This is a genomic window from Photobacterium sp. GB-72 (assembly GCF_003026095.1).
Classification (GTDB): domain Bacteria; phylum Pseudomonadota; class Gammaproteobacteria; order Enterobacterales; family Vibrionaceae; genus Photobacterium.
In genome coordinates this window covers 1-20,793 of record NZ_PYNV01000013.1, presented here as the reverse complement: position 1 = coordinate 20,793, position 20,793 = coordinate 1, and the positions used below count along the sequence as shown (strand labels likewise).

Here is a 20,793-nt window from a genome sequence, read left to right as displayed (position 1 = left end):
AATGTTACCAAATACCGCATAAAAATAGTTGTATTTATTCTGCCCAGCCCCGATTAATATAGCTGATATTCGCTAATTTACTGATAGGTTGACATGGTACTCCTTACGATTTACATCTCCGTTGCGATTGGTGTTTCGTTTATTTGTTCCGTATTAGAAGCGGTGTTACTTAGTATTTCACCAAGTTATATCGCCACATTACGCCAACAAAACCACCCTGCGGCGGCAAAACTCACCGCGCTCAAAGATAATATTGATCGGCCTCTTGCCTCGATCTTGACCCTAAACACCATCGCTCACACCATAGGTGCTGCAACCGCAGGTGCACAAGCGACTATCGTATTTGGTAGTGAATGGTTAGGTGTGTTCTCGGGCGTATTAACCATAGGTATTTTATTACTGTCTGAAATTGTGCCAAAAACCATTGGTGCAACTTACTGGCGTCAACTTGCACCATTCTCAGCGACTATGTTGCGTTGGATGGTATTGCTTTTGATCCCTCTAGTGTGGGTATCAGAGCAAATTACTCGTCGTTTATCACGCGGTCATGAGCAACCAAAATTACGTGATGAAATTTCAGCAATGGCGTTATTAGCACACGAAACAGGTGAATTAGGTGAAGGCGAGTCAAAAATCCTAACCAACTTACTGCAATTCCGTGATGTAAGCGTAACGAAAATTATGACGCCACGTCCGGTGCTATTCCGTGTTGATGCAGAGCAAACCATTAATGAATTCTTGTCTCAGCATAAAAATAGCCCGTTCTCTCGTCCATTGGTATATAGCGAGCAGAGTGACAACATTGTCGGTTTCGTTCACCGCCTAGAGCTATTTGCTGAAAGCCAAGCGGGTAAAGGGGGCCAAGAACTCGGTGTATTAATGCGCCCACTACCCGTTATTATGAATAACGTTAGCGTACCTAAGGCTTTTGAGCGCTTAATGCAGGAACGTTCACAGCTTATCTTAATCGTTGACGAATACGGCACAGTACAAGGTCTGGTGACCTTAGAAGATATTTTCGAAAGCCTGGTAGGTGAAGAAATTGTCGATGAAGCCGATAAAAATACTGACATGCAGCAACTGGCTTTCCAGCGTTGGGAAAAGTGGAAGAAAAAGCATGGTGTAATTCAAAATAATGATGAAGAAAAATAATCCTCCATCATGAAAAAAGGGACCTTTCGGTCCCTTTTTTATTATCTCTTTAAACCACTCAGTACATTAGTATTCTTTAGTCAGTACTTGGCGTTTTACTGTCAAACGCTGCGCAATTAATCCGATAACCAAGGTGATTACCGTCGGCAAAATCCAACCTGCGTAATAGTGATATAACGGTAGGTTAGCCTCTAGTATCTTATCCATCTGTGCTGGCATCGCTTCAAGAATATGCGTTGCATCAATACAGCCAAAAATCATCGCAACGGCTAAGGTTGCCAATACCATCTTTTGTGATAACTGATGACGCAGTGGTGCAATAATCAGTAATGAAATCGCAATAGGGTGTAACGCAACAACCACAGGTAATGTCACTTTCAACAATTGCGATAAGCCAACGTTAGCAATAATGCCTGATAGCACCATGATCACAATAACACTTTTACGATAGGTCACCGGTGTGAAAGTACGGCTATAAAACTCACTCCCCGCAGTTGTCACCCCAATCGCTGTTGTTAAGCACGCCAATACCAATACCGCACCTAATAACAAAGTACCAAACACACCAAAATGATAATTGGTGAAAGCGGTTAAGATCTCACCACCATTAGTGAAGTTTAATCCCAGCCCTTCGCTTGTTACGCCAATATAAGCAAGAGACAAGTACACTAATGCCATTGCACTTGAATACATAAGCGCCGCAATTAAGGTGTATTTTGCAATGGCTTTAGGCTCTTTAACGCCCATACCTTCAATAGCACGGAAGATAACCCAGCCAAAACCAATCGATCCTAATGCATCCATCGTCATATAACCTTGGGTTAAACCTTCAGCCATCGCCCCATTAACATAAGCTCCCGTCGCTTCAGTGACATAACCTGAAGGATATAAAATAGCGACAACAGCCATCACACCTAAAATCGTTAGCAGTATTGGCGTTAACCATTTACCTAAAGTGTCCACCAGCTTACCGGGATATAACGAGAACAAAATAGCGGCGATACAAAATGCTATAGAAAAAGGAATAAGACCAACATCACCCATGAAGGGAGCAAGACTAAATTGGTAAGCCACGGTGATCGTACGAGGAATAATAAAAGCAGGACCAATCACAATAAACAACATCACCCAAAAGCTAGTTGCTAAAGGTTTCGGTAATGCAGCGGTTAAGTTATCAGAGCCTCGAACCCAAGCGACAATCACCAGCGCAATCGCAGGTAAACCCACTCCAGTTAAAAGAAAGCCTGTCATGCCACTTAGAAAGTTATCACCAGCTTGATAACCTAAGAATGGAGGGAAGATTAAGTTTCCCGCGCCTAAATACATGGCGAATGTCATAAAGCCTAATGCGGCAATATTGCGTGCACTTAACATAGTATTCCTTTGATTGTGACTTTCAGCTTGGAGGAAGCGAGATGGGAATATGTTTCAAAGGACCTATCAGCTTCTTCGCAAGCTGACAGTAATGTTTAAATATAAGCAGCCAGCTCTAAATACGTTTTAGAGAGAGCATGAGGAGTTGGCGGATATTACCGTCACACATCGCATATTGCGCAGTAATATTACGACCACAAAAACAGGTAGCGAATGTCATTGCTATAAATGTATGCATTGTACCTCCTCGTGAATAAACCATTATTGCCATAAACAATGTGCTACGGCGCTGTAACGTTATAAACGGTGAAGGGATCGAATTACAATAGCCAAAATAAAATAAGTGTAATGGTGCAAATTTAAATCACCAAGCAGTGATATTCACTGGCGTTTAAATTAAAAACCAGAACTAAAAACTTCACAAACCCCAAACATACTGAAACACAAACAATACAAATGATGAAATAACCGTCTTTTCTACGATATTTTGCTTATATAACGAAATATTTTTATGCTGAACAACGCACTTTCACCCGATACAAAAAAAGAGCCCTTAGGCTCTTTTTTTACTGTCATGGCGATATTAGCTGTTAGAGCTCAATACCGATATTACTGACAGGCTCATCACGCAACTCTGCACGAAGATCTTTAATCAATTCAATATCACGTGTTTCTGCTTCTTTTAATGCACGGAAAATCGCCCACTGGGTATCCCATTCCGCACATACTGCTTCATTTTCTTTTTGATTATCGTTAGTGATCTCGATACCTGTTTGTGCGTACTCAAGATTAGCAACAGTTTCTGCCGATAAAGCACTTAGTTTGATCACTGTTTCCATCATAAGATCACGATCTAACATCGCATGCAGAAGATCAGCAAGTGCAACACACGCATCAATCGCAGGGCTTACCGCGTAGATATCAAACTCATCTTCGCTTGGCACCATATCTTCTAATTTTTCTAGCTGATTCTCGAAGTTAATTTTGGCGTTTTTAACGGTCAAAATCTCCCAGACGCTATCTAAGATCACTCGATATTTATAAGAATCAGCAAATCCTGTTTCTGCACAGAAAAATACATAATTTGGGTACATACGCTCACACAAAGACACCATAAATGTCAGGTGTTGCCACGGTTCTAATTTTTCTAAGCGTAACTGGATCGGATTTTTAAGCATGAGATAATCTACAGTAGTGATTTGAAGTGAAGTTTACTTGATAAACGAATAAGGCTAAAGGAAAAGCATGATCAAAGTTTCAGTAATATCAAAGCAACAACAACGCTATACCCAATTATTGGCACAGGCGCAGTTACCGGACCTTTGCTTAACCGATGATCCTTCGCAAGCAAGCATAATTCTAGCGGATCCTCCTTTGATCGCCAACCAACTCGAACAATTACCCAAACTAAAGTGGTTACAATCAACATTTGCAGGTATTGATGCCCTCATTAAACCTTATCTACGACAAGATTATTTACTCACTAACGTTAAAGGATATTTTGGCCCTTTGATCAGTGAATATGTTATTGGTCAGTGCCTTAATTACTATCGTCACTTCCACCAATACGCACAGCAACAAACACAATCTTTATGGCAGCCAATCCCTTATCAATCTGTCAGTGGTAAAACCATGGTAATCATAGGAACAGGAAGCATCGGCTGTATACTCGCAAAAACGGCAAAAGCATTGAACTTCTCGGTCATTGGTGTCAACAGGCAAGGCTTATCAGCCTCTACTGATTTTACTCAAACATATCCAATTACAGAATTGCAGCACGCACTCAGCAAGGCTGATGTGATTGTTTCTATTCTGCCATCAACAGAACACACGAATGATATCTATAACCAACAATGCTGGTCGCACTGTCGTAATGCACTTTTTTTCAATGTTGGTAGAGGTAATACTGTTGTTGAATCAGACTTAATTAATGCGCTTGATAATAAACAACTCAACCATGCTTACCTTGATGTGTTCAAGCAAGAGCCACTTAACCAAGATCATCCTTTTTGGCATCATCCAAAAATCAGTATCACTCCACATATAGCGGCGGAAAGTTTTCCAGAACAAGTCATAGAGATATTCAAAACTAATTACCTCCGCTTTAAACAACAGCAAGATCTAAATTATCTTATTGATTTTAAAAGTGGATATTAAAAGTGCAACTATATTTGAACGTACAACTAAGATGAAACAAGTTGATAACTTACGCGATCTTATTCACCACTGCGAGATCTGCAAAGATCACCTAGTACCACGGCCTGTGATTCAATTTAGCTCTAAAGCTAGGTTATTGCTTATTGGACAAGCGCCCGGATTAAAAGTCCATCAAACAGGGATCCCATTCAATGATCCTAGCGGTGATCGTCTACGCCAATGGCTTGGGTTGGACAAAGATACCTTCTATAACCCAGAACACATTGCCATTATGCCGATGGGTTTATGTTATCCCGGAAAAGGGAAAACTGGTGATTTACCGCCTCGCCCAGAGTGTGCACCAAAATGGCATCAGCCAGTGCTTGATCTGATGCCTAATATCGGTATGACATTACTGATCGGACAATACGCACAAAACTATTATTTACAAGATAAGCCGAAAACACTCACAGAAACCGTAAGGCAATGGCAACAATGGGCACCACGCTACATTCCATTGCCTCACCCATCGCCTCGTAATGCCATTTGGCTTAAAAAGAATCCATGGTTTGAATTAGACGTCGTCCCTTATATTCGCCAATACGTCCACCAGCATTTAGCAATCAAAGACCAAGTTTAGAGATAAAAAAAACCCACGCAATTACGTGGGTTTCAGTTTTATCATATCAATTTGGCAAATTACTTATGGTAAGGCTTTGATAATTCATGCACGGCTTCAACAAACACACCAGCATTTTCAGGCGGAACATCCAAGTGAATACCATGACCTAAGTTAAAGACATGGCCTGTACCACCATCGCCAAAACCTTCAAGAATCGTTGCTACTTCTTGACGAATACGTTCAGGTTGCGCATAAAGCATGGATGGATCCATATTACCTTGTAGTGCAACCTTATCACCGATGCGACGTTTCGCTTCTGCGATATCAATGGTCCAATCTAAGCCTACGCCATCACAGCCCGTTGCTGCGATTTGCTCAAGCCACATGCCACCATTTTTAGTGAACAGCGTAACTGGTACACGACGACCTTCATTTTCACGAATTAAGCCATCTACAATCTTATGCATGTAACGCAGCGAGAATTCGTTGTAATCACGTGGAGTTAACACACCACCCCAAGTATCAAATACCATCACAGCCTGTGCACCGGCTTTGATCTGTGCATTTAGGTATTCAGTAACACTATCCGCTAACTTATCTAGCAATAGGTGTAGTGTTTGTGGCTCTGCATACATCATCTTCTTGATCTTAGTGAAAGCTTTAGAGCTACCACCTTCAACCATGTAAGTCGCCAATGTCCATGGGCTACCAGAGAAGCCAATCAATGGTACTTCACCTTGCAGATCATGACGAATTTGACGAACGGCATTCATTACGTATTGCAGCTCACCTTCAGGATCGGGTAAACCAATTTTATCTACGTCAGCTTTACAAGTAATAGGACGTTGGAATTTAGGTCCTTCGCCAGCTTCGAAGTATAAGCCAAGACCCATTGCATCAGGAATCGTCAAGATATCTGAGAACAAGATAGCAGCATCAAGCGGGAAACGCTTCAGTGGCTGCAATGTGACTTCACTTGCTAGCTCAGCGTTCTTACATAGCGACATAAAGTCACCTGCAACGCTACGTGTTTCACGGTATTCTGGGAGATAACGACCCGCTTGGCGCATCATCCACACCGGCGTGTAATCAACAGGCTGTTTTAACAACGCACGTAGGTAGCGGTCATTCTTTAATTCGCTCATTTGAGACTCCATGGGTAAATTCTGCATTTATTGTATCATTCATTACTCAGAACAAAATAGAACATATCTTATTCTATCAATAGGAAATAACGATACGATAACGCGTTAAACCTGATTGTTAATCATTACAGGGCGAGCTTGAAAAAGACAGCGTATGATCTATTAACCGACGTGCGATTGTCCCTTGTGGCGGTAACTGAGGTAAATGCTCCGCATCAGCCCAGATTGCGTCGGTTAACTCTTCATAATCAGGCTTAATATCACCACTGGCGTAATCAGCAGTAAATCCCATCATCAGATTAGAGGGAAATGCCCACGGCTGACTAGCAAAGTATTGAATATTCGCAACAGTAATGCCTGTTTCTTCCAATACTTCACGTGCAACACATTGCTCTAGTGTTTCACCGGTTTCAACAAAACCCGCAATCACGGTATACATACCTGTTTTATGTCGGGGATGCTGCGCGAGCAAAATTTTCTCATCTTTACGTACCGCGACAATAATACAAGGCGAAACACGTGGATAATCTATTGCCTTACAAATTTGACACTGCATTGCCAATTGGTCTTCACACAACATTGCTTCATGACCACAGCGTCCGCAAAAGTGTTGTTGATAGAGCATATGAGATAATTGGATTGCTCGTCCGACAAGATTAAAAAGCCCTGAATCTTCATTTAATAATTCGCGCAAACTATAGAAAACGTCTGAATCGTCTAAAAACTTAGCTTCTCCCCAATAAACAGGTATCCCATTAAACGTACCTATTTGTCGAATATCACTCATCTTAGTCGCTAAATCAGACATTGCTCGCAATGGAAGCTTACTATTTTCAAGTAGTATTTTACCATTCAGGGTTTCGCAGCAATATGCCAAATTCTCATTTTTTAACATTTTTATTACTTTCATCCTTGCGGCTGCGTAAATTTACTGGCAATCTAAAGTTTAAACCAAGTAGTTATCCGAACAACTAGCTCTCTTTAAAAGAGAAAGATCATCGACTATCGATTTAACGATATCGACATGACCATGAGGACGTGCTCATGCTTAGTAAATTCGAACAAGTCAAAAAAGAATGGGGCGGTCATAATGACGTCATTGACCAATGGCTGATGATGCGTCAACAACTGCTTATCGATTTTTGTAAACTAGCAGGCTTAGCCCCGAAAGAAGAGGCTAACCGCCAACTTCCTACCGCCTCTCAATTATCGTTATTCAGTGAAGCTCTGGTTGATTATATTTCAGCGGGTCACTTCAAAATTTACGATAACGTAATGGAGCGCTGGCATCAAACAGGTTATTCACCTACCGAAGAAATTTCCACTCTTTACGCAAAAATCACTTTAACGACAGATCCATTATTGAACTTCAATGATAAATACAGTGAAGTCAAAAAAGACGATTTACTTGAAAAATTTGATGAAGATTTATCTCAAGTGGGTGAGCTAATGGAACTTCGCTTTGCCCTTGAAGACAAACTGATTGAGCTGATCAGCGACAGTCTATCTTGTCCTCCTGGCGCATAGCCTAGCCATTATAATATGTGGCAGTAACATAGGCTGCCACTTCATTACACACTATCCAACACCTTCTTTTTCCCTCTTACATAACCCGTCCACTAGCCTGATATTTATTACAAACAATAAAAAAGGCACCCCGAAGGATGCCTTTTAGAATCAGTTACGTTGAGAATTAATTCTCGTCGTTAAGACCTGCATTCAATAGTGCCGCTAAGTCTTGAGAGGCTTGCTCTGCATCAACTTGTGGTGCTACTGGCTCAAGCTCAACATCACGCTGCAATTGACGACGTTGGTGGTAAGAGAAACCTGTACCCGCTGGGATCAGACGACCCACGATTACGTTCTCTTTCAGACCACGTAGGTCATCACGCTTACCAGAAACAGCAGCTTCTGTTAGTACGCGCGTTGTTTCCTGGAACGATGCTGCTGAGATGAATGACTCAGTCGCAAGCGATGCTTTAGTGATACCTAGTAAGTCACGAGAGTAACTTGCAGGAGTCTTACCTTCAGCTTCAAGCTGACGGTTAGCAATCGTTACGCGAGAGAATTCAACTTGCTCGCCTTCTAGGAACTCAGAATCACCAGCAACAGTGATAGTTACCTTACGTAGCATCTGACGAATGATAGTCTCAATGTGCTTATCATTAATCTTAACGCCCTGTAGACGGTAAACTTCCTGAACTTCGTTAACGATGTATTCTGCAACTGCGTGTACACCACGTAGACGTAGAATATCGTGCGGAGTTTCTGGACCATCAGCGATTACGTCACCCTTCTCAACTTTTTCGCCTTCGAAAACGTTAAGTTGGCGATGCTTCAGGATCATCTCTTCGTACGGCTGACCTTCACTTGGTGTGATGATCAAGCGACGCTTACCTTTAGTTTCTTTACCGAACGATACTGTACCGGTAATTTCTGCCAAGATAGCTGGTTCTTTTGGCTTACGTGCTTCGAACAAGTCAGCAACGCGTGGTAGACCACCCGTGATATCCTTGTTACCGCCAGATTTTTGCGGAATACGTGCAAGCGTATCACCGATACCAACCATAGCGCCGTCGTCAAGCTGAACAATCGCCTTACCAGGTAGGAAGTATTGAGCTGGCATATCAGTACCAGGGATCATTACATCATTACCATCAGCATCAACAAGTTTGATAGCTGGACGCATATCTTTACCTGCTGCTGGACGAGCTGCTGCATCAGTTACTTCGCTTGAAGATAGACCTGTTAGGTCATCTGTTTGACGAGAAACTGTTACGCCGTCGATCATGTCAACGAACTGGATACGACCAGCCACTTCAGTGATGATTGGCATGGTGTGCGCTTCCCAGTTAGCTACTGTTTCACCAGCAACAACGTCTGCACCGTCACCTTTGCTTAAAATAGTACCGTAAGACAGTTTGTAGTTCTCTTTCGTACGGCCGAACTCATCAATGATGCTTAGTTCAGATGCACGAGAAGTAATTACAAGCTTGCCAGCATTGTTCGTTACGAATTTAGCATTGTGCAGCTTCATAGAACCTGTAGTTTTCACTACAACGCTATTGTCTGCTGCTGCTGCTGATGCCGCACCACCGATGTGGAACGTACGCATCGTAAGCTGTGTACCCGGTTCACCGATTGACTGAGCAGCAACAACACCCACTGCCTCACCAGAGTTAACCAAGTGACCACGAGCAAGGTCACGACCGTAACAGAACTTACAACAACCGAAGTCATTTTCACACGTTACAACTGAACGTACTTTAACTTGGTCTACAGAGTTTGCTTCTAGGATCTCACACCACTTCTCATCAAGAAGCGTATTACGTGGTGCTAGAACTTCTTCTGTACCCGGTTTTAGAACGTCTTCAGCAACAACACGACCAAGAACACGATCACCAAGTTGTTCTTTAACATCACCACCCTCGATTAGAGGCATCATGGTGATACCAGCGTAAGTACCACAGTCATCTGCTGTGATCACTACGTCTTGCGCTACGTCTACTAGACGACGCGTTAGGTAACCTGAGTTTGCTGTCTTAAGTGCGGTATCCGCAAGACCCTTACGAGCACCGTGAGTAGAGATAAAGTACTGGAGTACGTTTAGACCTTCACGGAAGTTCGCAGTGATCGGCGTTTCGATGATTGAGCCATCTGGCTTAGCCATCAGACCACGCATACCCGCCAACTGACGAATCTGTGCAGCAGAACCACGAGCACCAGAGTCGGCCATCATGTATACGCTGTTGAACGATTTTTGCTGCTCTTCTTCACCGTCACGGTTAATAACAGTATCGAAAGACAGGTTATCCATCATCGCTTTAGCAACTTGTTCGTTCGCTGTAGCCCAGATATCGATAACTTTGTTGTAACGTTCACCAGCAGTTACAAGACCTGATTGGAACTGCTCTTGGATTTCAGCAACTTCAGCTTCAGCTTCAGCGATCTTAGTGTATTTAGCCGCAGGTACAACCATATCGTCGATACCAACAGATACACCAGAAAGTGCAGCGTAAGCAAAACCTGTGTACATAATCTGGTCAGCAAAGATAACAGTATCTTTCATGCCCAGCTTACGATAACAGGTGTTAAGAAGCTTAGAAATTTGCTTCTTACCTAGTGCTTCAGTGTTTACAAGGCTAAATGACAGACCTTTCGGTACGATAGGCCATAGCATTGCACGACCAACAGTAGTATCAACAAGTTGAGAATTCTCAACAAAGTTACCCTGCTCGTCTTTCACATATTCTGTAATACGTACTTTAACGCGAGCGTGAAGCTCAGCCATCTTAGTACGGTATGCTTTCTCAGCTTCAGCTGGTCCAGCAAGGTACATGCCTTCACCTTTCGCGTTGATTTTCTCACGCGTCATGTAGTAAAGACCCAATACAACGTCCTGAGAAGGTACGATGATCGGATCACCAGATGCTGGTGAAAGAATGTTGTTTGTTGACATCATTAGAGCACGTGCTTCTAGCTGTGCTTCTAGCGTCAACGGCAAGTGAACCGCCATCTGGTCACCATCGAAGTCGGCGTTGTATGCCGCACACACAAGTGGGTGAAGCTGAATCGCTTTACCTTCGATTAGGATTGGTTCAAACGCCTGAATACCTAGACGGTGCAGTGTTGGTGCACGGTTAAGCATTACTGGGTGTTCACGAATAACTTCGTCTAGGATATCCCAAACGACTGCTTCTTCGCGCTCAACCATCTTCTTAGCAGCTTTGATTGTCGTAGCAAGACCACGAGTCTCTAACTTACCGTAGATGAATGGCTTAAATAGCTCTAGTGCCATCTTCTTAGGAAGACCACACTGATGCAGACGTAGGTATGGACCTACTGTGATAACAGAACGACCTGAGTAGTCTACACGCTTACCAAGAAGGTTCTGACGGAAACGACCTTGTTTACCCTTGATCATATCAGCAAGAGATTTCAGAGGACGCTTGTTAGAGCCAGTGATAGCGCGGCCACGACGACCGTTATCTAGTAATGCATCAACAGATTCCTGAAGCATACGCTTTTCGTTACGTACGATGATATCAGGAGCAGCCAGGTCTAAAAGACGCTTCAGACGGTTGTTACGGTTAATAACACGACGGTATAGATCATTCAGATCTGAAGTCGCGAAACGACCGCCGTCTAGTGGTACCAACGGACGTAGGTCCGGCGGTAGAACTGGCAGTACAGACAGGATCATCCACTCTGGGTTGTTACCTGACTGTAGGAAAGCTTCAACTAGCTTAAGACGCTTAGTTAGCTTCTTACGCTTAGTTTCAGAGTTAGTTTCTTCTAACTCTTCACGCATATTTTCGATTTCAGCATTTAGGTCCATGTTGCCTAAAAGTGCTTTAACCGCTTCTGCGCCCATCTTAGCGTCGAACTCGTCGCCCCACTCTTCAAGTGCATCCAAGTACTGCTCTTCAGAAAGCAGCTGGCTACGCTCAAGGTTGGTCATACCAGGTTCAATAACTACGTATGATTCAAAGTAAAGTACACGCTCGATATCACGTAGAGGCATGTCCATTAACAAACCGATACGAGATGGCAGTGACTTTAAGAACCAGATGTGGGCAACAGGTGAAGCAAGCTCAATGTGACCCATACGCTCACGGCGTACTTTAGTCTGAGTAACTTCAACACCACATTTTTCACAGATCACACCACGGTGCTTCAGGCGCTTGTACTTGCCACAAAGACACTCGTAGTCTTTTACTGGGCCAAAGATACGTGCACAGAAAAGACCGTCACGCTCAGGCTTGAAGGTACGATAGTTGATTGTTTCTGGCTTTTTAACTTCACCAAAAGACCATGAACGGATCATGTCAGGTGAAGCTAGACCGATTTTGATTGCATCAAATTCTTCGGTCTTATGTTGTGCTTTCAGAAACTTAAGTAAGTCTTTCACATTCGGCTCCTGTGAGGAGTTGACCCATAAAGGCGCCAGTCTACTGGCGCCTTCATATTTATACCGGAGTAACTAATAAGTATAGGTGACTAACCCAGTCTTATTCGTCTTCCAGCTCGATGTTAATACCCAACGAGCGGATTTCTTTCAACAATACGTTGAATGATTCCGGCATACCTGGTTCCATACGATGATCACCGTCAACGATGTTTTTATACATCTTCGTACGGCCGTTAACGTCATCTGACTTAACGGTTAGCATTTCTTGAAGGGTATATGCTGCGCCGTATGCTTCAAGCGCCCATACTTCCATCTCACCAAAACGCTGACCACCGAACTGAGCTTTACCACCCAGCGGCTGCTGAGTAACAAGGCTGTAAGAACCGGTAGAACGGGCGTGCATCTTGTCATCAACCAAGTGGTTCAGTTTAAGCATGTACATGTAACCAACAGTTACAGGACGCTCAAATGCATCACCAGTACGGCCATCAAACAACGTTAGCTGACCTGATTCAGGTAGATCACCCAATTTTAGCAACTCTTTAATTGATGACTCAGGTGCGCCATCAAATACAGGTGTTGCAATCGGTAGACCTTTACGAAGGTTTTGTACAAGAGTACGCACTTCCTGATCAGTAAGAGCTTCGATATCAACTTTCTGGCGAGTATCACCTAGGTTGTATACGCGTTGTAGGAAGTTACGGAACTTGTGTAACTCCTGCTGCTCTTTAAGCATATCGTTAAGTTTGTCACCGATACCTTTCGCCGCAAGACCTAAGTGAGTCTCAAGGATCTGACCGATGTTCATACGAGACGGTACACCCAGTGGGTTCAGAACGATATCAACCGTTTGACCTTTCTCATCGTAAGGCATGTCTTCAACAGGGTTAATCTTAGAGATAACACCCTTGTTACCGTGACGACCCGCCATCTTATCACCCGGTTGGATGCGACGACGAACAGCTAGGTATACTTTAACAATCTTAAGTACGCCAGGTGCTAGGTCATCACCTTGAGTGATCTTACGACGCTTAGTTTCAAACTTCTTATCGAACTCAGCTTTCAGTTCATCATACTGCTCTGCAAGCTGTTCCAACTGGTTTTGTAAAGCTTCGTCATCAAGCGTAACAGCGAATAGTGCATCGCGGTTCATTGAAGCAATCTTGTCTTCGCCGTAACCCGCAGATAGTAGAAGCGTACGAACACGAGCAAGAAGACCACCCTCAAGGATCTGGAATTCTTCTGTGATATCTTTCTTCGCTTCTTTCAGCTGCATCTCTTCAATTTCAAGAGCACGCTTGTCTTTCTCAACGCCATCACGAGTAAATACTTGTACGTCAATAATCGTACCAGTAACACTTCCAGGAACACGTAGAGATGAATCTTTAACATCAGATGCTTTCTCACCGAAGATAGCTCGTAGAAGCTTCTCTTCTGGTGTTAGTTGTGTTTCACCCTTAGGTGTCACTTTACCAACTAGGATGTCACCACCCTTCACTTCAGCACCGATGTAAACGATACCTGACTCGTCCAACTTAGAAAGCGCAGCTTCACCCACATTAGGGATATCAGCAGTGATTTCTTCAGAACCCAGCTTCGTATCACGCGCCACACAAGAAAGCTCTTGAATGTGGATTGTTGTGAAACGATCTTCCTGAACTACACGCTCAGAAACTAAGATGGAATCCTCGAAGTTGTAACCGTTCCAAGGCATGAACGCGATACGCATGTTTTGACCAAGCGCTAGCTCACCAAGGTCTGTTGAAGGACCATCAGCAAGAACATCACCGCGTGATACTGGCTCGCCAGGTAGCACGGTTGGACGCTGGTTAATACATGTGTTCTGGTTAGAACGCGTGTACTTAGTTAGGTTGTAGATATCGATACCTGCTTCACCAGGGATCAACTCGTCGTCGTTAACTTTGATAACGATACGAGATGCATCTACAGACTGAACTGTACCACCACGTTTAGCTACAGCTGTAACACCAGAATCAACACCGATTTGACGCTCAATACCAGTACCTACTAGCGGCTTATCAGCACGGATAGTTGGAACTGCCTGACGTTGCATGTTCGCACCCATTAGGGCACGGTTAGCATCATCGTGTTCTAGGAACGGGATCAGAGATGCCGCCACAGATACAACCTGGTTGGTTGCAACGTCCATGTATTGAACATGGTCACGTGGGTGCAGACCTGAATCACCTTTCTGACGAGCAGTGATCAATTCGTCAGCAAATGAACCGTCTTCGTTAAGCGCGGCGTTAGCCTGTGCAATAACGTATAGACCTTCTTCGATTGCTGATAGGTATTCGATATCGTCTGTAACTTTTCCGTCTACCACTTTACGGTAAGGTGTTTCCAAGAAACCGTAAGGGTTACAACGCGCAAAAACAGATAGCGAGTTGATTAGACCGATGTTTGGACCTTCAGGCGTTTCGATAGGACATAGACGACCGTAGTGCGTCGCGTGTACGTCTCGAACCTCAAAGCCAGCACGCTCACGAGTCAGACCACCTGGACCAAGCGCCGAGATACGACGTTTGTGAGTAACTTCTGACAGTGGGTTGTTTTGGTCCATAAACTGTGACAACTGAGAAGAGCCGAAGAACTCTTTCACTGCCGCAGAAATAGGTTTAGCGTTAATTAGGTCTTGAGGCATGATTGCATCAAGATCGCCTAAACTTAGACGCTCTTTAACAGCACGCTCAACACGTACTAGACCAACGCGGAATTGGTTTTCAGCCATTTCGCCAACTGAACGAATACGACGGTTACCAAGGTGGTCGATATCATCAACTTCACCTTTACCGTTACGGATATCGATCAGTTTACGCATAACATCAATGATGTCTGCGTGGTCTAAGATACCAGGACCTGTAGTCTCTTCACGAAGTAGAGAACTGTTGAACTTCATACGACCAACAGCAGATAGATCGTAACGATCTTCTGAGAAGAACAAGCTTTCAAAAAGTTGCTCAGCTGCTTCACGTGTTGGTGGCTCGCCAGGGCGCATCATACGGTAGATTTCTACCAATGCACTTAAACGGTCAGTTGTGTTGTCGATACGTAGGGTATCTGACATGTAAGGACCGTGGTCTAAATCGTTCGTAAACAGAACTTCAATAGACTTGTGACCCGCCTGAGATAGAAGTGCTAATGCTTCCAGGCTTAATTCCTGGTTAGCCGCTACAATCAGTTCACCGGTTTCTTCGTTGATGTAATCGCGTGATGCGATCTTACCAACGATATACTCAACTGGTACTTCGATGTGATCAATGCCGTCTTTGCCTAATTGGCGAATATGACGAGCAGTGATACGACGACCTTGCTCTACGTAAACTGTACCGTTCGCTTCGATATCAAAGCTTGCAGTTTCGCCACGTAGACGATCCGGTACCAACTCCATAACAAGAGATTTACCTTGAACTTCGAAATGAATTTTTTCGAAGAACATGTCAAGGATCTGTTCTGTTGTGTAGTTAAGTGCACGAAGGATGATAGACGCAGGTAATTTACGACGACGGTCGATACGTACGAATACACTGTCCTTAGGATCGAACTCGAAATCCAACCATGAACCACGGTAAGGGATTACGCGAGCGTTATATAACACTTTACCTGAGGAGTGGGTCTTACCCTTATCGCTGTCGAAGAAGACACCCGGGCTACGGTGTAGCTGGGATACGATAACCCTCTCGGTACCGTTAATAACGAATGTACCGTTATCTGTCATGAGCGGAATTTCGCCCATGTAAACTTCTTGTTCTTTAATGTCTTTTACAGTGCCAGCCGGCGCGTCTTTATCGTACATGACAAGACGTAGCTTCACACGCAGTGGAGCAGAATAAGTTACGCCACGAATCTGACATTCTTTAACATCGAAGACCGGCTCACCGAGACGATAGCTAACGTATTGCAGCTCGGAATTGCCATTGTAGCTCTGGATTGGAAAAACAGAGCGAAAGGCAGCTTCTAGACCGTAATGCCCTTCTGGATCCTGCTCGATAAATTTTTGGAAAGAATCAAGCTGGATCGACAGCAAGTATGGAGCATCCAACACTTGCGGACGCTTACCAAAATCCTTACGGATACGCTTTTTCTCGGTATAAGAGTAAACCATAGGTTCCTCAGATCGCTGATAAGTGATCCAAACTACCCCAATACACACGGGGGGTAGTGACTAAACGTTGTTTATGTGTAGGAACAACCCAATGAAATCAGGGTCGTTTTTTTGCTAGACAGTGGATACAAAACAAGGTGAAAATTACCACTGCCCTACAGCGCAAAAAGGCCGGTGGCAATTTGCCACCAGCCAATAGCCATAAAAGGCTATGAAATCAAATAATTATTACTTGATTTCAACAGAAGCACCAGCTTCTTCTAATTGAGCTTTAAGAGCTTCAGCTTCAGCTTTCTCAACGCCTTCTTTTAGAGGTGCTGGAGCGCCGTCAACTACTGCTTTAGCTTCTTTAAGACCAAGACCAGTTGCGCCACGTACTGCTTTGATTACAGCAACTTTGTTAGCGCCACAAGCTGTTAGGATTACGTCGAATTCAGTTTGCTCTTCAGCTGCATCTGCAGCTGCGCCGCCTGCTACAACTGCAGCTGCAGCAGTAACACCGAATTTTTCTTCCATAGCTTCAATTAGCTCAACAACTTGCATTACAGACATTTCTGCAACTGCGTCTAGGATTTGCTCGTTAGTGATAGACATAACAATTCTCTTTTAAAGTCAACAATAAGTTTAAATAGTAATCAGATAAAACTCTGCTATTAAGCAGCAGCTTCTTCTTTCTGATCACGTACTGCAGCGATAGTACGTACAAGTTTACCAGCAGACGCTTCTTTCATGCACATCATTAAGCGTGCGATAGCTTCGTCGTAAGTTGGTAGAGTTGCTAGTACTTCAACGTTTGCAACAGCGCCTTCAAATGCAGCTGCTTTGATCTCGAATGCTTTGTTCTCTTTAGCGAAGTCTTTAAAAAGACGCGCTGCAGCACCTGGGTGCTCATTAGAGAAACCGATTAGAGAAGGACCAACAAAAACGTCTTGTAGACATTCGAAGTCAGTTCCTTCCACTGCACGGCGTGCTAGTGTGTTACGAACAACTTTAACGTATACGCCAGCTTCACGAGCTTGCTTACGTAAAGTAGTCATCGCACCCACAGTAACACCGCGAGAGTCAGCAACAACAGCAGAAAGTGCACCGTTGGCAGCTTCGTTGACTTCAGCAACAATTGCTTTTTTGTCTTGAAGATTTAATGCCATTGGATTTGCTCCTGGATTGTTTGACACCACTCACTGCTCAAATAGCAGGAGAGTCTTACGGCGCAGATCCAAGAAAGACATACATCAATCATGCTCTGGCACCGTCTACGTAGGTAAATATTAAGTTCCGAAAAACACCTACGGTCTTTGACGGAGGCTAACTGCAAGCAATTAGCCCCAGCCACGAATTCGGAAGCGACAAATTATACACTAACTTATCGCTTCTGCAAATTATTACGCTACGTTAGTTTTCAGAGAGTTCTGATCTAATGCTACGCCTGCACCCATAGTAGTAGAGATGCTTACTTTCTTAATGAAAGTACCTTTCGCTGAAGAAGGCTTAGCTTTCTTCAGTGCAACTAGAAGAGCTTCTAAGTTCTCTTGTAGTTGAGCGGCATCGAAGTTCACTTTACCGATAGTAGTGTGAATGATACCGTTTTTGTCGTTACGGTAACGAACCTGACCTGCTTTAGCATTTTTAACTGCTTCAGCAACGTTAGGAGTTACAGTACCAACTTTAGGGTTTGGCATAAGACCACGAGGACCTAAGATAGTACCAAGTTGACCTACAACGCGCATTGCATCAGGAGATGCGATAACTACGTCGAAGTTCATCTCGCCTTTCTTAACTAGATCAGCTAGATCTTCCATACCTACAAGCTCAGCGCCAGCTTCTTTAGCAGCTTCAGCGTTTGCGCCTTGAGTAAATACAGCAACACGGATATCACGACCAGTACCGTTTGGTAGTACAGTTGCACCACGTACGTTTTGGTCAGATTTACGTGCATCAATGCCTAGGTTAACTGCAACGTCAACACTTTCATTGAATTTAGCAGTAGCTAGTTCTTTTAGAAGAGCAACAGCTTCGTTGATTTCGTACTCACGAGTAGAGTCAACTTTGTCACGGATAACGCGCATGCGCTTAGTCAGTTTAGCCATCTTATTAACCCTCTACCACTAGGCCCATTGAGCGAGCAGTACCAGCAATTGAACGCTTCATAGCTTCAATATCAGCACCAGTCATGTCTGCAGCTTTAGTCTCAGCGATCTCTTGGATCTGAGCGTCAGTTACAGTACCTACTTTCTCAGTGTTCGGACGACCAGAACCAGACTTAAGGCCAGCTGCTTTAAGCAGAAGAACTGCTGCAGGTGGAGTCTTAGTTACGAACGTGAATGAACGGTCACTGTAAACAGTGATAACAACTGGAGTTGGAAGACCTTTCTCTACTGAGTCAGTCTTAGCGTTAAACGCTTTACAGAATTCCATGATGTTAACACCATGTTGACCAAGAGCTGGACCAACTGGTGGACTAGGGTTCGCCATACCAGCTGCAACTTGCAGCTTGATGTAAGCTTCTACTTTTTTAGCCATTGCTATATACCTAAATTTGGGTTCAAACGTCTATTTTTAAACAAACAGACTCCCCGTCTAACGAAAGGGCGCGAAATTATAGCCTAATCTCACGCCCCTGACAATACAACTTGAACAGAATTTGATCAGTTCTTTTCGATTTGACCGAACTCTAATTCTACTGGCGTTGCACGACCGAAAATCGATACAGAAACCTTCACGCGGCTCTTATCGTAATCTACTGATTCAATTGTACCATTGAAATCAGCAAATGGACCATCAGTCACACGAACAACTTCACCAGGTTCAAATACTGTTTTATGAACAGGAGACTCACTAGCTTGCTGTAGACGGTTTAGGATCGCATCCGCTTCTTTATCAGAAATCGGAGCTGGGCGATCAGAAGTTCCGCCAATGAAGCCCATAACACGTGGAATACTGCGTACTAAGTGCCATGTTTCGTCGTTCATCACCATTTGTACCAGTACGTAACCTGGGAAGAACTTACGCTCACTCTTACGGCGCTGACCTGCACGAACTTCAACTACCTCTTCTGTAGGAACAAGAACTTCATCAAAGTGCTCTTCCATACCGTGCATTTTGATATGTTCGCGTAGTGACTGTGCAACTCGGCCTTCAAAACCTGAAAAAGCCTGTACTACATACCATCGTTTTTTTGGAGCTTCGCTCATGAATTCTTACCTCACACGCCGGTAAATAGGCGTACTAAACGGACCATAATGCCGTCGATACCCCAAAGGGCTAACGCCATCACTACAGTGACTGCTAGAACGATAAAGGTTGTCTGCGTAGCTTCCTGACGAGTAGGCCATACCACCTTGCGGACTTCCATGCGCGACTCACTTGCAAAACGAATCGCGGCTTTACCTTTTGCTGTAAATGCAGCAGTGATCCCAGCAACTGCCACTAAAACAATTACTGCAGATGTACGCAGCACAACAGAAACATCACTGTACAGGTAATTACCAACCACAGCAGCAGCTAGCAAAGCAAAAACTACGACCCATTTCAGGCCATCCATTTTGCTTTCGCTTTCTTGGTTTTCGGCATTCGCATTCATACAACCAACCTGTAACTAGTCTTTATTTAGACGAAAATAACCCCGCTATAGCGAGGCCATGGATGAAGAAAAAGGGGTAAGCCTTTAATAACATTAATAAAAAACTTCATCTTACGAAAATTTATCTCTATCACTTGAACAAAAAACATGCATTTTTGTATTAAAGTGTAGAAAAAGGGCATCAAATGATGCCCTTTTTTGTGCGCTGTCGTCAAATTAAATTCAACGAAGTCGTCGTAACTTATGCAATGATAGTTGCAACAACACCAGCACCAACTGTACGGCCACCTTCACGGATAGCAAAACGTAGACCTTCGTCCATCGCGATAGGTGCGATTAGAGTAACAGTCATTGCGATGTTATCACCAGGCATTACCATTTCAACGCCTTCTGGTAGCTCGATAGTACCAGTTACGTCAGTTGTACGGAAGTAGAACTGTGGACGGTAACCTTTGAAGAAAGGAGTGTGACGACCACCTTCATCTTTAGAAAGCACATAGATTTCTGAAGTGAAAGTTGTGTGTGGAGTGATTGAACCTGGCTTAGCAAGTACTTGACCACGTTGAACTTCATCACGCTTAGTACCACGTAGAAGAACACCAACGTTCTCACCAGCACGGCCTTCGTCAAGAAGCTTACGGAACATCTCAACACCAGTACAAGTAGTTGTAATAGTGTCTACGATACCAACGATAGCAACTTCGTCACCAACTTTGATGATACCTTGCTCAACACGACCAGTTACAA

The 20,793-nt window shown here is 43.8% G+C and carries 18 protein-coding genes; 4 read left to right on the top strand and 14 right to left on the bottom strand.

From position 1 onward, the window contains the following. Positions 1-93 precede the first annotated feature (93 nt). Positions 94-1,152, top strand: a complete 1,059-nt coding sequence (locus C9J40_RS14605; RefSeq protein WP_005372680.1) for a CNNM domain-containing protein — start codon at positions 94-96, stop codon at positions 1,150-1,152. A 66-nt stretch (positions 1,153-1,218) separates the two neighbouring features. Here the strand turns inward: C9J40_RS14605 and brnQ are convergent, their stop codons facing one another. From brnQ to C9J40_RS14595, 3 genes are all read right to left on the bottom strand, one after another. Then, positions 1,219-2,526 (bottom strand): branched-chain amino acid transport system II carrier protein, encoded by a 1,308-nt coding sequence (brnQ, locus tag C9J40_RS14600; protein ID WP_107207956.1) that lies wholly within the window; start codon positions 2,524-2,526, stop codon positions 1,219-1,221. 115 nt (positions 2,527-2,641) lie between these two features. Then, positions 2,642-2,764 carry a hypothetical protein gene (locus tag C9J40_RS22350; protein WP_255418321.1) on the bottom strand — a complete coding sequence of 41 codons (123 nt, stop codon included), beginning with the start codon at positions 2,762-2,764 and terminating at the stop codon, positions 2,642-2,644. Positions 2,765-3,116: 352 nt separating this feature from the next. Continuing rightward, positions 3,117-3,704 carry a YjaG family protein gene (locus tag C9J40_RS14595; RefSeq protein ID WP_005372684.1) on the bottom strand — a complete coding sequence of 196 codons (588 nt, stop codon included), beginning with the start codon at positions 3,702-3,704 and terminating at the stop codon, positions 3,117-3,119. 67 nt (positions 3,705-3,771) lie between these two features. Between C9J40_RS14595 and C9J40_RS14590 the strand changes: the two genes are divergently transcribed. Together C9J40_RS14590 and C9J40_RS14585 are read left to right on the top strand one after the other, a co-directional pair. Beyond that, complete coding sequence (locus tag C9J40_RS14590) at positions 3,772-4,683, top strand: D-2-hydroxyacid dehydrogenase (RefSeq protein WP_107247309.1); 912 nt, start codon at positions 3,772-3,774, stop codon at positions 4,681-4,683. A gap of 31 nt (positions 4,684-4,714) precedes the next feature. Continuing rightward, the gene (locus C9J40_RS14585) at positions 4,715-5,302 is read left to right on the top strand and encodes a uracil-DNA glycosylase family protein (protein WP_107247343.1); all 588 of its coding nucleotides are present in this window, start codon (positions 4,715-4,717) and stop codon (positions 5,300-5,302) included. A 59-nt stretch (positions 5,303-5,361) separates the two neighbouring features. On the opposite strand, the gene hemE is transcribed toward C9J40_RS14585, so the two are convergent. Next, positions 5,362-6,429, bottom strand: a complete 1,068-nt coding sequence (hemE, locus tag C9J40_RS14580; protein ID WP_005372689.1) for a uroporphyrinogen decarboxylase — start codon at positions 6,427-6,429, stop codon at positions 5,362-5,364. A gap of 118 nt (positions 6,430-6,547) precedes the next feature. Then, positions 6,548-7,324, bottom strand: coding sequence for an NAD(+) diphosphatase (gene nudC / locus C9J40_RS14575; protein WP_107247308.1), 777 nt, complete (start codon positions 7,322-7,324; stop codon positions 6,548-6,550). Positions 7,325-7,473: 149 nt separating this feature from the next. On the opposite strand from nudC, the gene rsd reads away from it, so the two are divergent. After that, a complete protein-coding gene (gene rsd, locus C9J40_RS14570) occupies positions 7,474-7,956 on the top strand; it encodes a sigma D regulator (RefSeq protein WP_107207951.1) in 483 nt (160 codons plus the stop codon). Between the two features lie 166 nt (positions 7,957-8,122). Here the strand turns inward: rsd and rpoC are convergent, their stop codons facing one another. From rpoC to C9J40_RS14525, 9 genes are all read right to left on the bottom strand, one after another. Continuing rightward, a complete protein-coding gene (gene rpoC, locus C9J40_RS14565; RefSeq protein ID WP_107207949.1) occupies positions 8,123-12,340 on the bottom strand; it encodes a DNA-directed RNA polymerase subunit beta' in 4,218 nt (1,405 codons plus the stop codon). Between the two features lie 100 nt (positions 12,341-12,440). Then, complete coding sequence (rpoB, locus tag C9J40_RS14560; RefSeq protein WP_105061413.1) at positions 12,441-16,466, bottom strand: DNA-directed RNA polymerase subunit beta; 4,026 nt, start codon at positions 16,464-16,466, stop codon at positions 12,441-12,443. A 228-nt stretch (positions 16,467-16,694) separates the two neighbouring features. After that, positions 16,695-17,060, bottom strand: a complete 366-nt coding sequence (rplL, locus tag C9J40_RS14555) for a 50S ribosomal protein L7/L12 (RefSeq protein ID WP_105061414.1) — start codon at positions 17,058-17,060, stop codon at positions 16,695-16,697. 59 nt (positions 17,061-17,119) lie between these two features. Further along, positions 17,120-17,614 carry a 50S ribosomal protein L10 gene (gene rplJ / locus C9J40_RS14550; protein WP_107207948.1) on the bottom strand — a complete coding sequence of 165 codons (495 nt, stop codon included), beginning with the start codon at positions 17,612-17,614 and terminating at the stop codon, positions 17,120-17,122. 234 nt (positions 17,615-17,848) lie between these two features. Further along, on the bottom strand, positions 17,849-18,553 hold the full coding sequence (rplA, locus tag C9J40_RS14545; protein ID WP_107207946.1) for a 50S ribosomal protein L1: 705 nt from the start codon (positions 18,551-18,553) through the stop codon (positions 17,849-17,851). 4 nt (positions 18,554-18,557) lie between these two features. Then, the gene (rplK, locus tag C9J40_RS14540; RefSeq protein WP_005372708.1) at positions 18,558-18,986 is read right to left on the bottom strand and encodes a 50S ribosomal protein L11; all 429 of its coding nucleotides are present in this window, start codon (positions 18,984-18,986) and stop codon (positions 18,558-18,560) included. A gap of 125 nt (positions 18,987-19,111) precedes the next feature. Further along, on the bottom strand, positions 19,112-19,657 hold the full coding sequence (gene nusG, locus C9J40_RS14535) for a transcription termination/antitermination protein NusG (RefSeq protein ID WP_045084741.1): 546 nt from the start codon (positions 19,655-19,657) through the stop codon (positions 19,112-19,114). Positions 19,658-19,668: 11 nt separating this feature from the next. Continuing rightward, positions 19,669-20,046: a preprotein translocase subunit SecE gene (secE, locus tag C9J40_RS14530; RefSeq protein WP_107247307.1), complete on the bottom strand. Its 378-nt coding sequence runs from the start codon at positions 20,044-20,046 to the stop codon at positions 19,669-19,671. Positions 20,047-20,287: 241 nt separating this feature from the next. Further along, positions 20,288-20,793, bottom strand: a 506-nt coding sequence (locus C9J40_RS14525) for an EF-Tu/IF-2/RF-3 family GTPase (RefSeq protein WP_255418665.1), incomplete at its 5' end; no start/stop codon positions are given.

Coding starts and splice junctions, on each gene's coding strand:
- rsd (WP_107207951.1), top strand. CDS start 7,474: ATGCTTAGTAAATTCGAACAAGTCAAAAAAGAATGGGGCGGTCATAAT.
- rplA (WP_107207946.1), bottom strand. CDS start 18,553: ATGGCTAAACTGACTAAGCGCATGCGCGTTATCCGTGACAAAGTTGAC.
- C9J40_RS14595 (WP_005372684.1), bottom strand. CDS start 3,704: ATGCTTAAAAATCCGATCCAGTTACGCTTAGAAAAATTAGAACCGTGG.
- C9J40_RS14605 (WP_005372680.1), top strand. CDS start 94: ATGGTACTCCTTACGATTTACATCTCCGTTGCGATTGGTGTTTCGTTT.
- C9J40_RS14590 (WP_107247309.1), top strand. CDS start 3,772: ATGATCAAAGTTTCAGTAATATCAAAGCAACAACAACGCTATACCCAA.
- brnQ (WP_107207956.1), bottom strand. CDS start 2,526: ATGTTAAGTGCACGCAATATTGCCGCATTAGGCTTTATGACATTCGCC.
- rplK (WP_005372708.1), bottom strand. CDS start 18,986: ATGGCTAAAAAAGTAGAAGCTTACATCAAGCTGCAAGTTGCAGCTGGT.
- hemE (WP_005372689.1), bottom strand. CDS start 6,429: ATGAGCGAATTAAAGAATGACCGCTACCTACGTGCGTTGTTAAAACAG.
- rpoB (WP_105061413.1), bottom strand. CDS start 16,466: ATGGTTTACTCTTATACCGAGAAAAAGCGTATCCGTAAGGATTTTGGT.
- nusG (WP_045084741.1), bottom strand. CDS start 19,657: ATGAGCGAAGCTCCAAAAAAACGATGGTATGTAGTACAGGCTTTTTCA.
- nudC (WP_107247308.1), bottom strand. CDS start 7,324: ATGTTAAAAAATGAGAATTTGGCATATTGCTGCGAAACCCTGAATGGT.
- C9J40_RS22350 (WP_255418321.1), bottom strand. CDS start 2,764: ATGCATACATTTATAGCAATGACATTCGCTACCTGTTTTTGTGGTCGT.
- rplJ (WP_107207948.1), bottom strand. CDS start 17,614: ATGGCATTAAATCTTCAAGACAAAAAAGCAATTGTTGCTGAAGTCAAC.
- rplL (WP_105061414.1), bottom strand. CDS start 17,060: ATGTCTATCACTAACGAGCAAATCCTAGACGCAGTTGCAGAAATGTCT.
- secE (WP_107247307.1), bottom strand. CDS start 20,046: ATGAATGCGAATGCCGAAAACCAAGAAAGCGAAAGCAAAATGGATGGC.
- C9J40_RS14585 (WP_107247343.1), top strand. CDS start 4,715: ATGAAACAAGTTGATAACTTACGCGATCTTATTCACCACTGCGAGATC.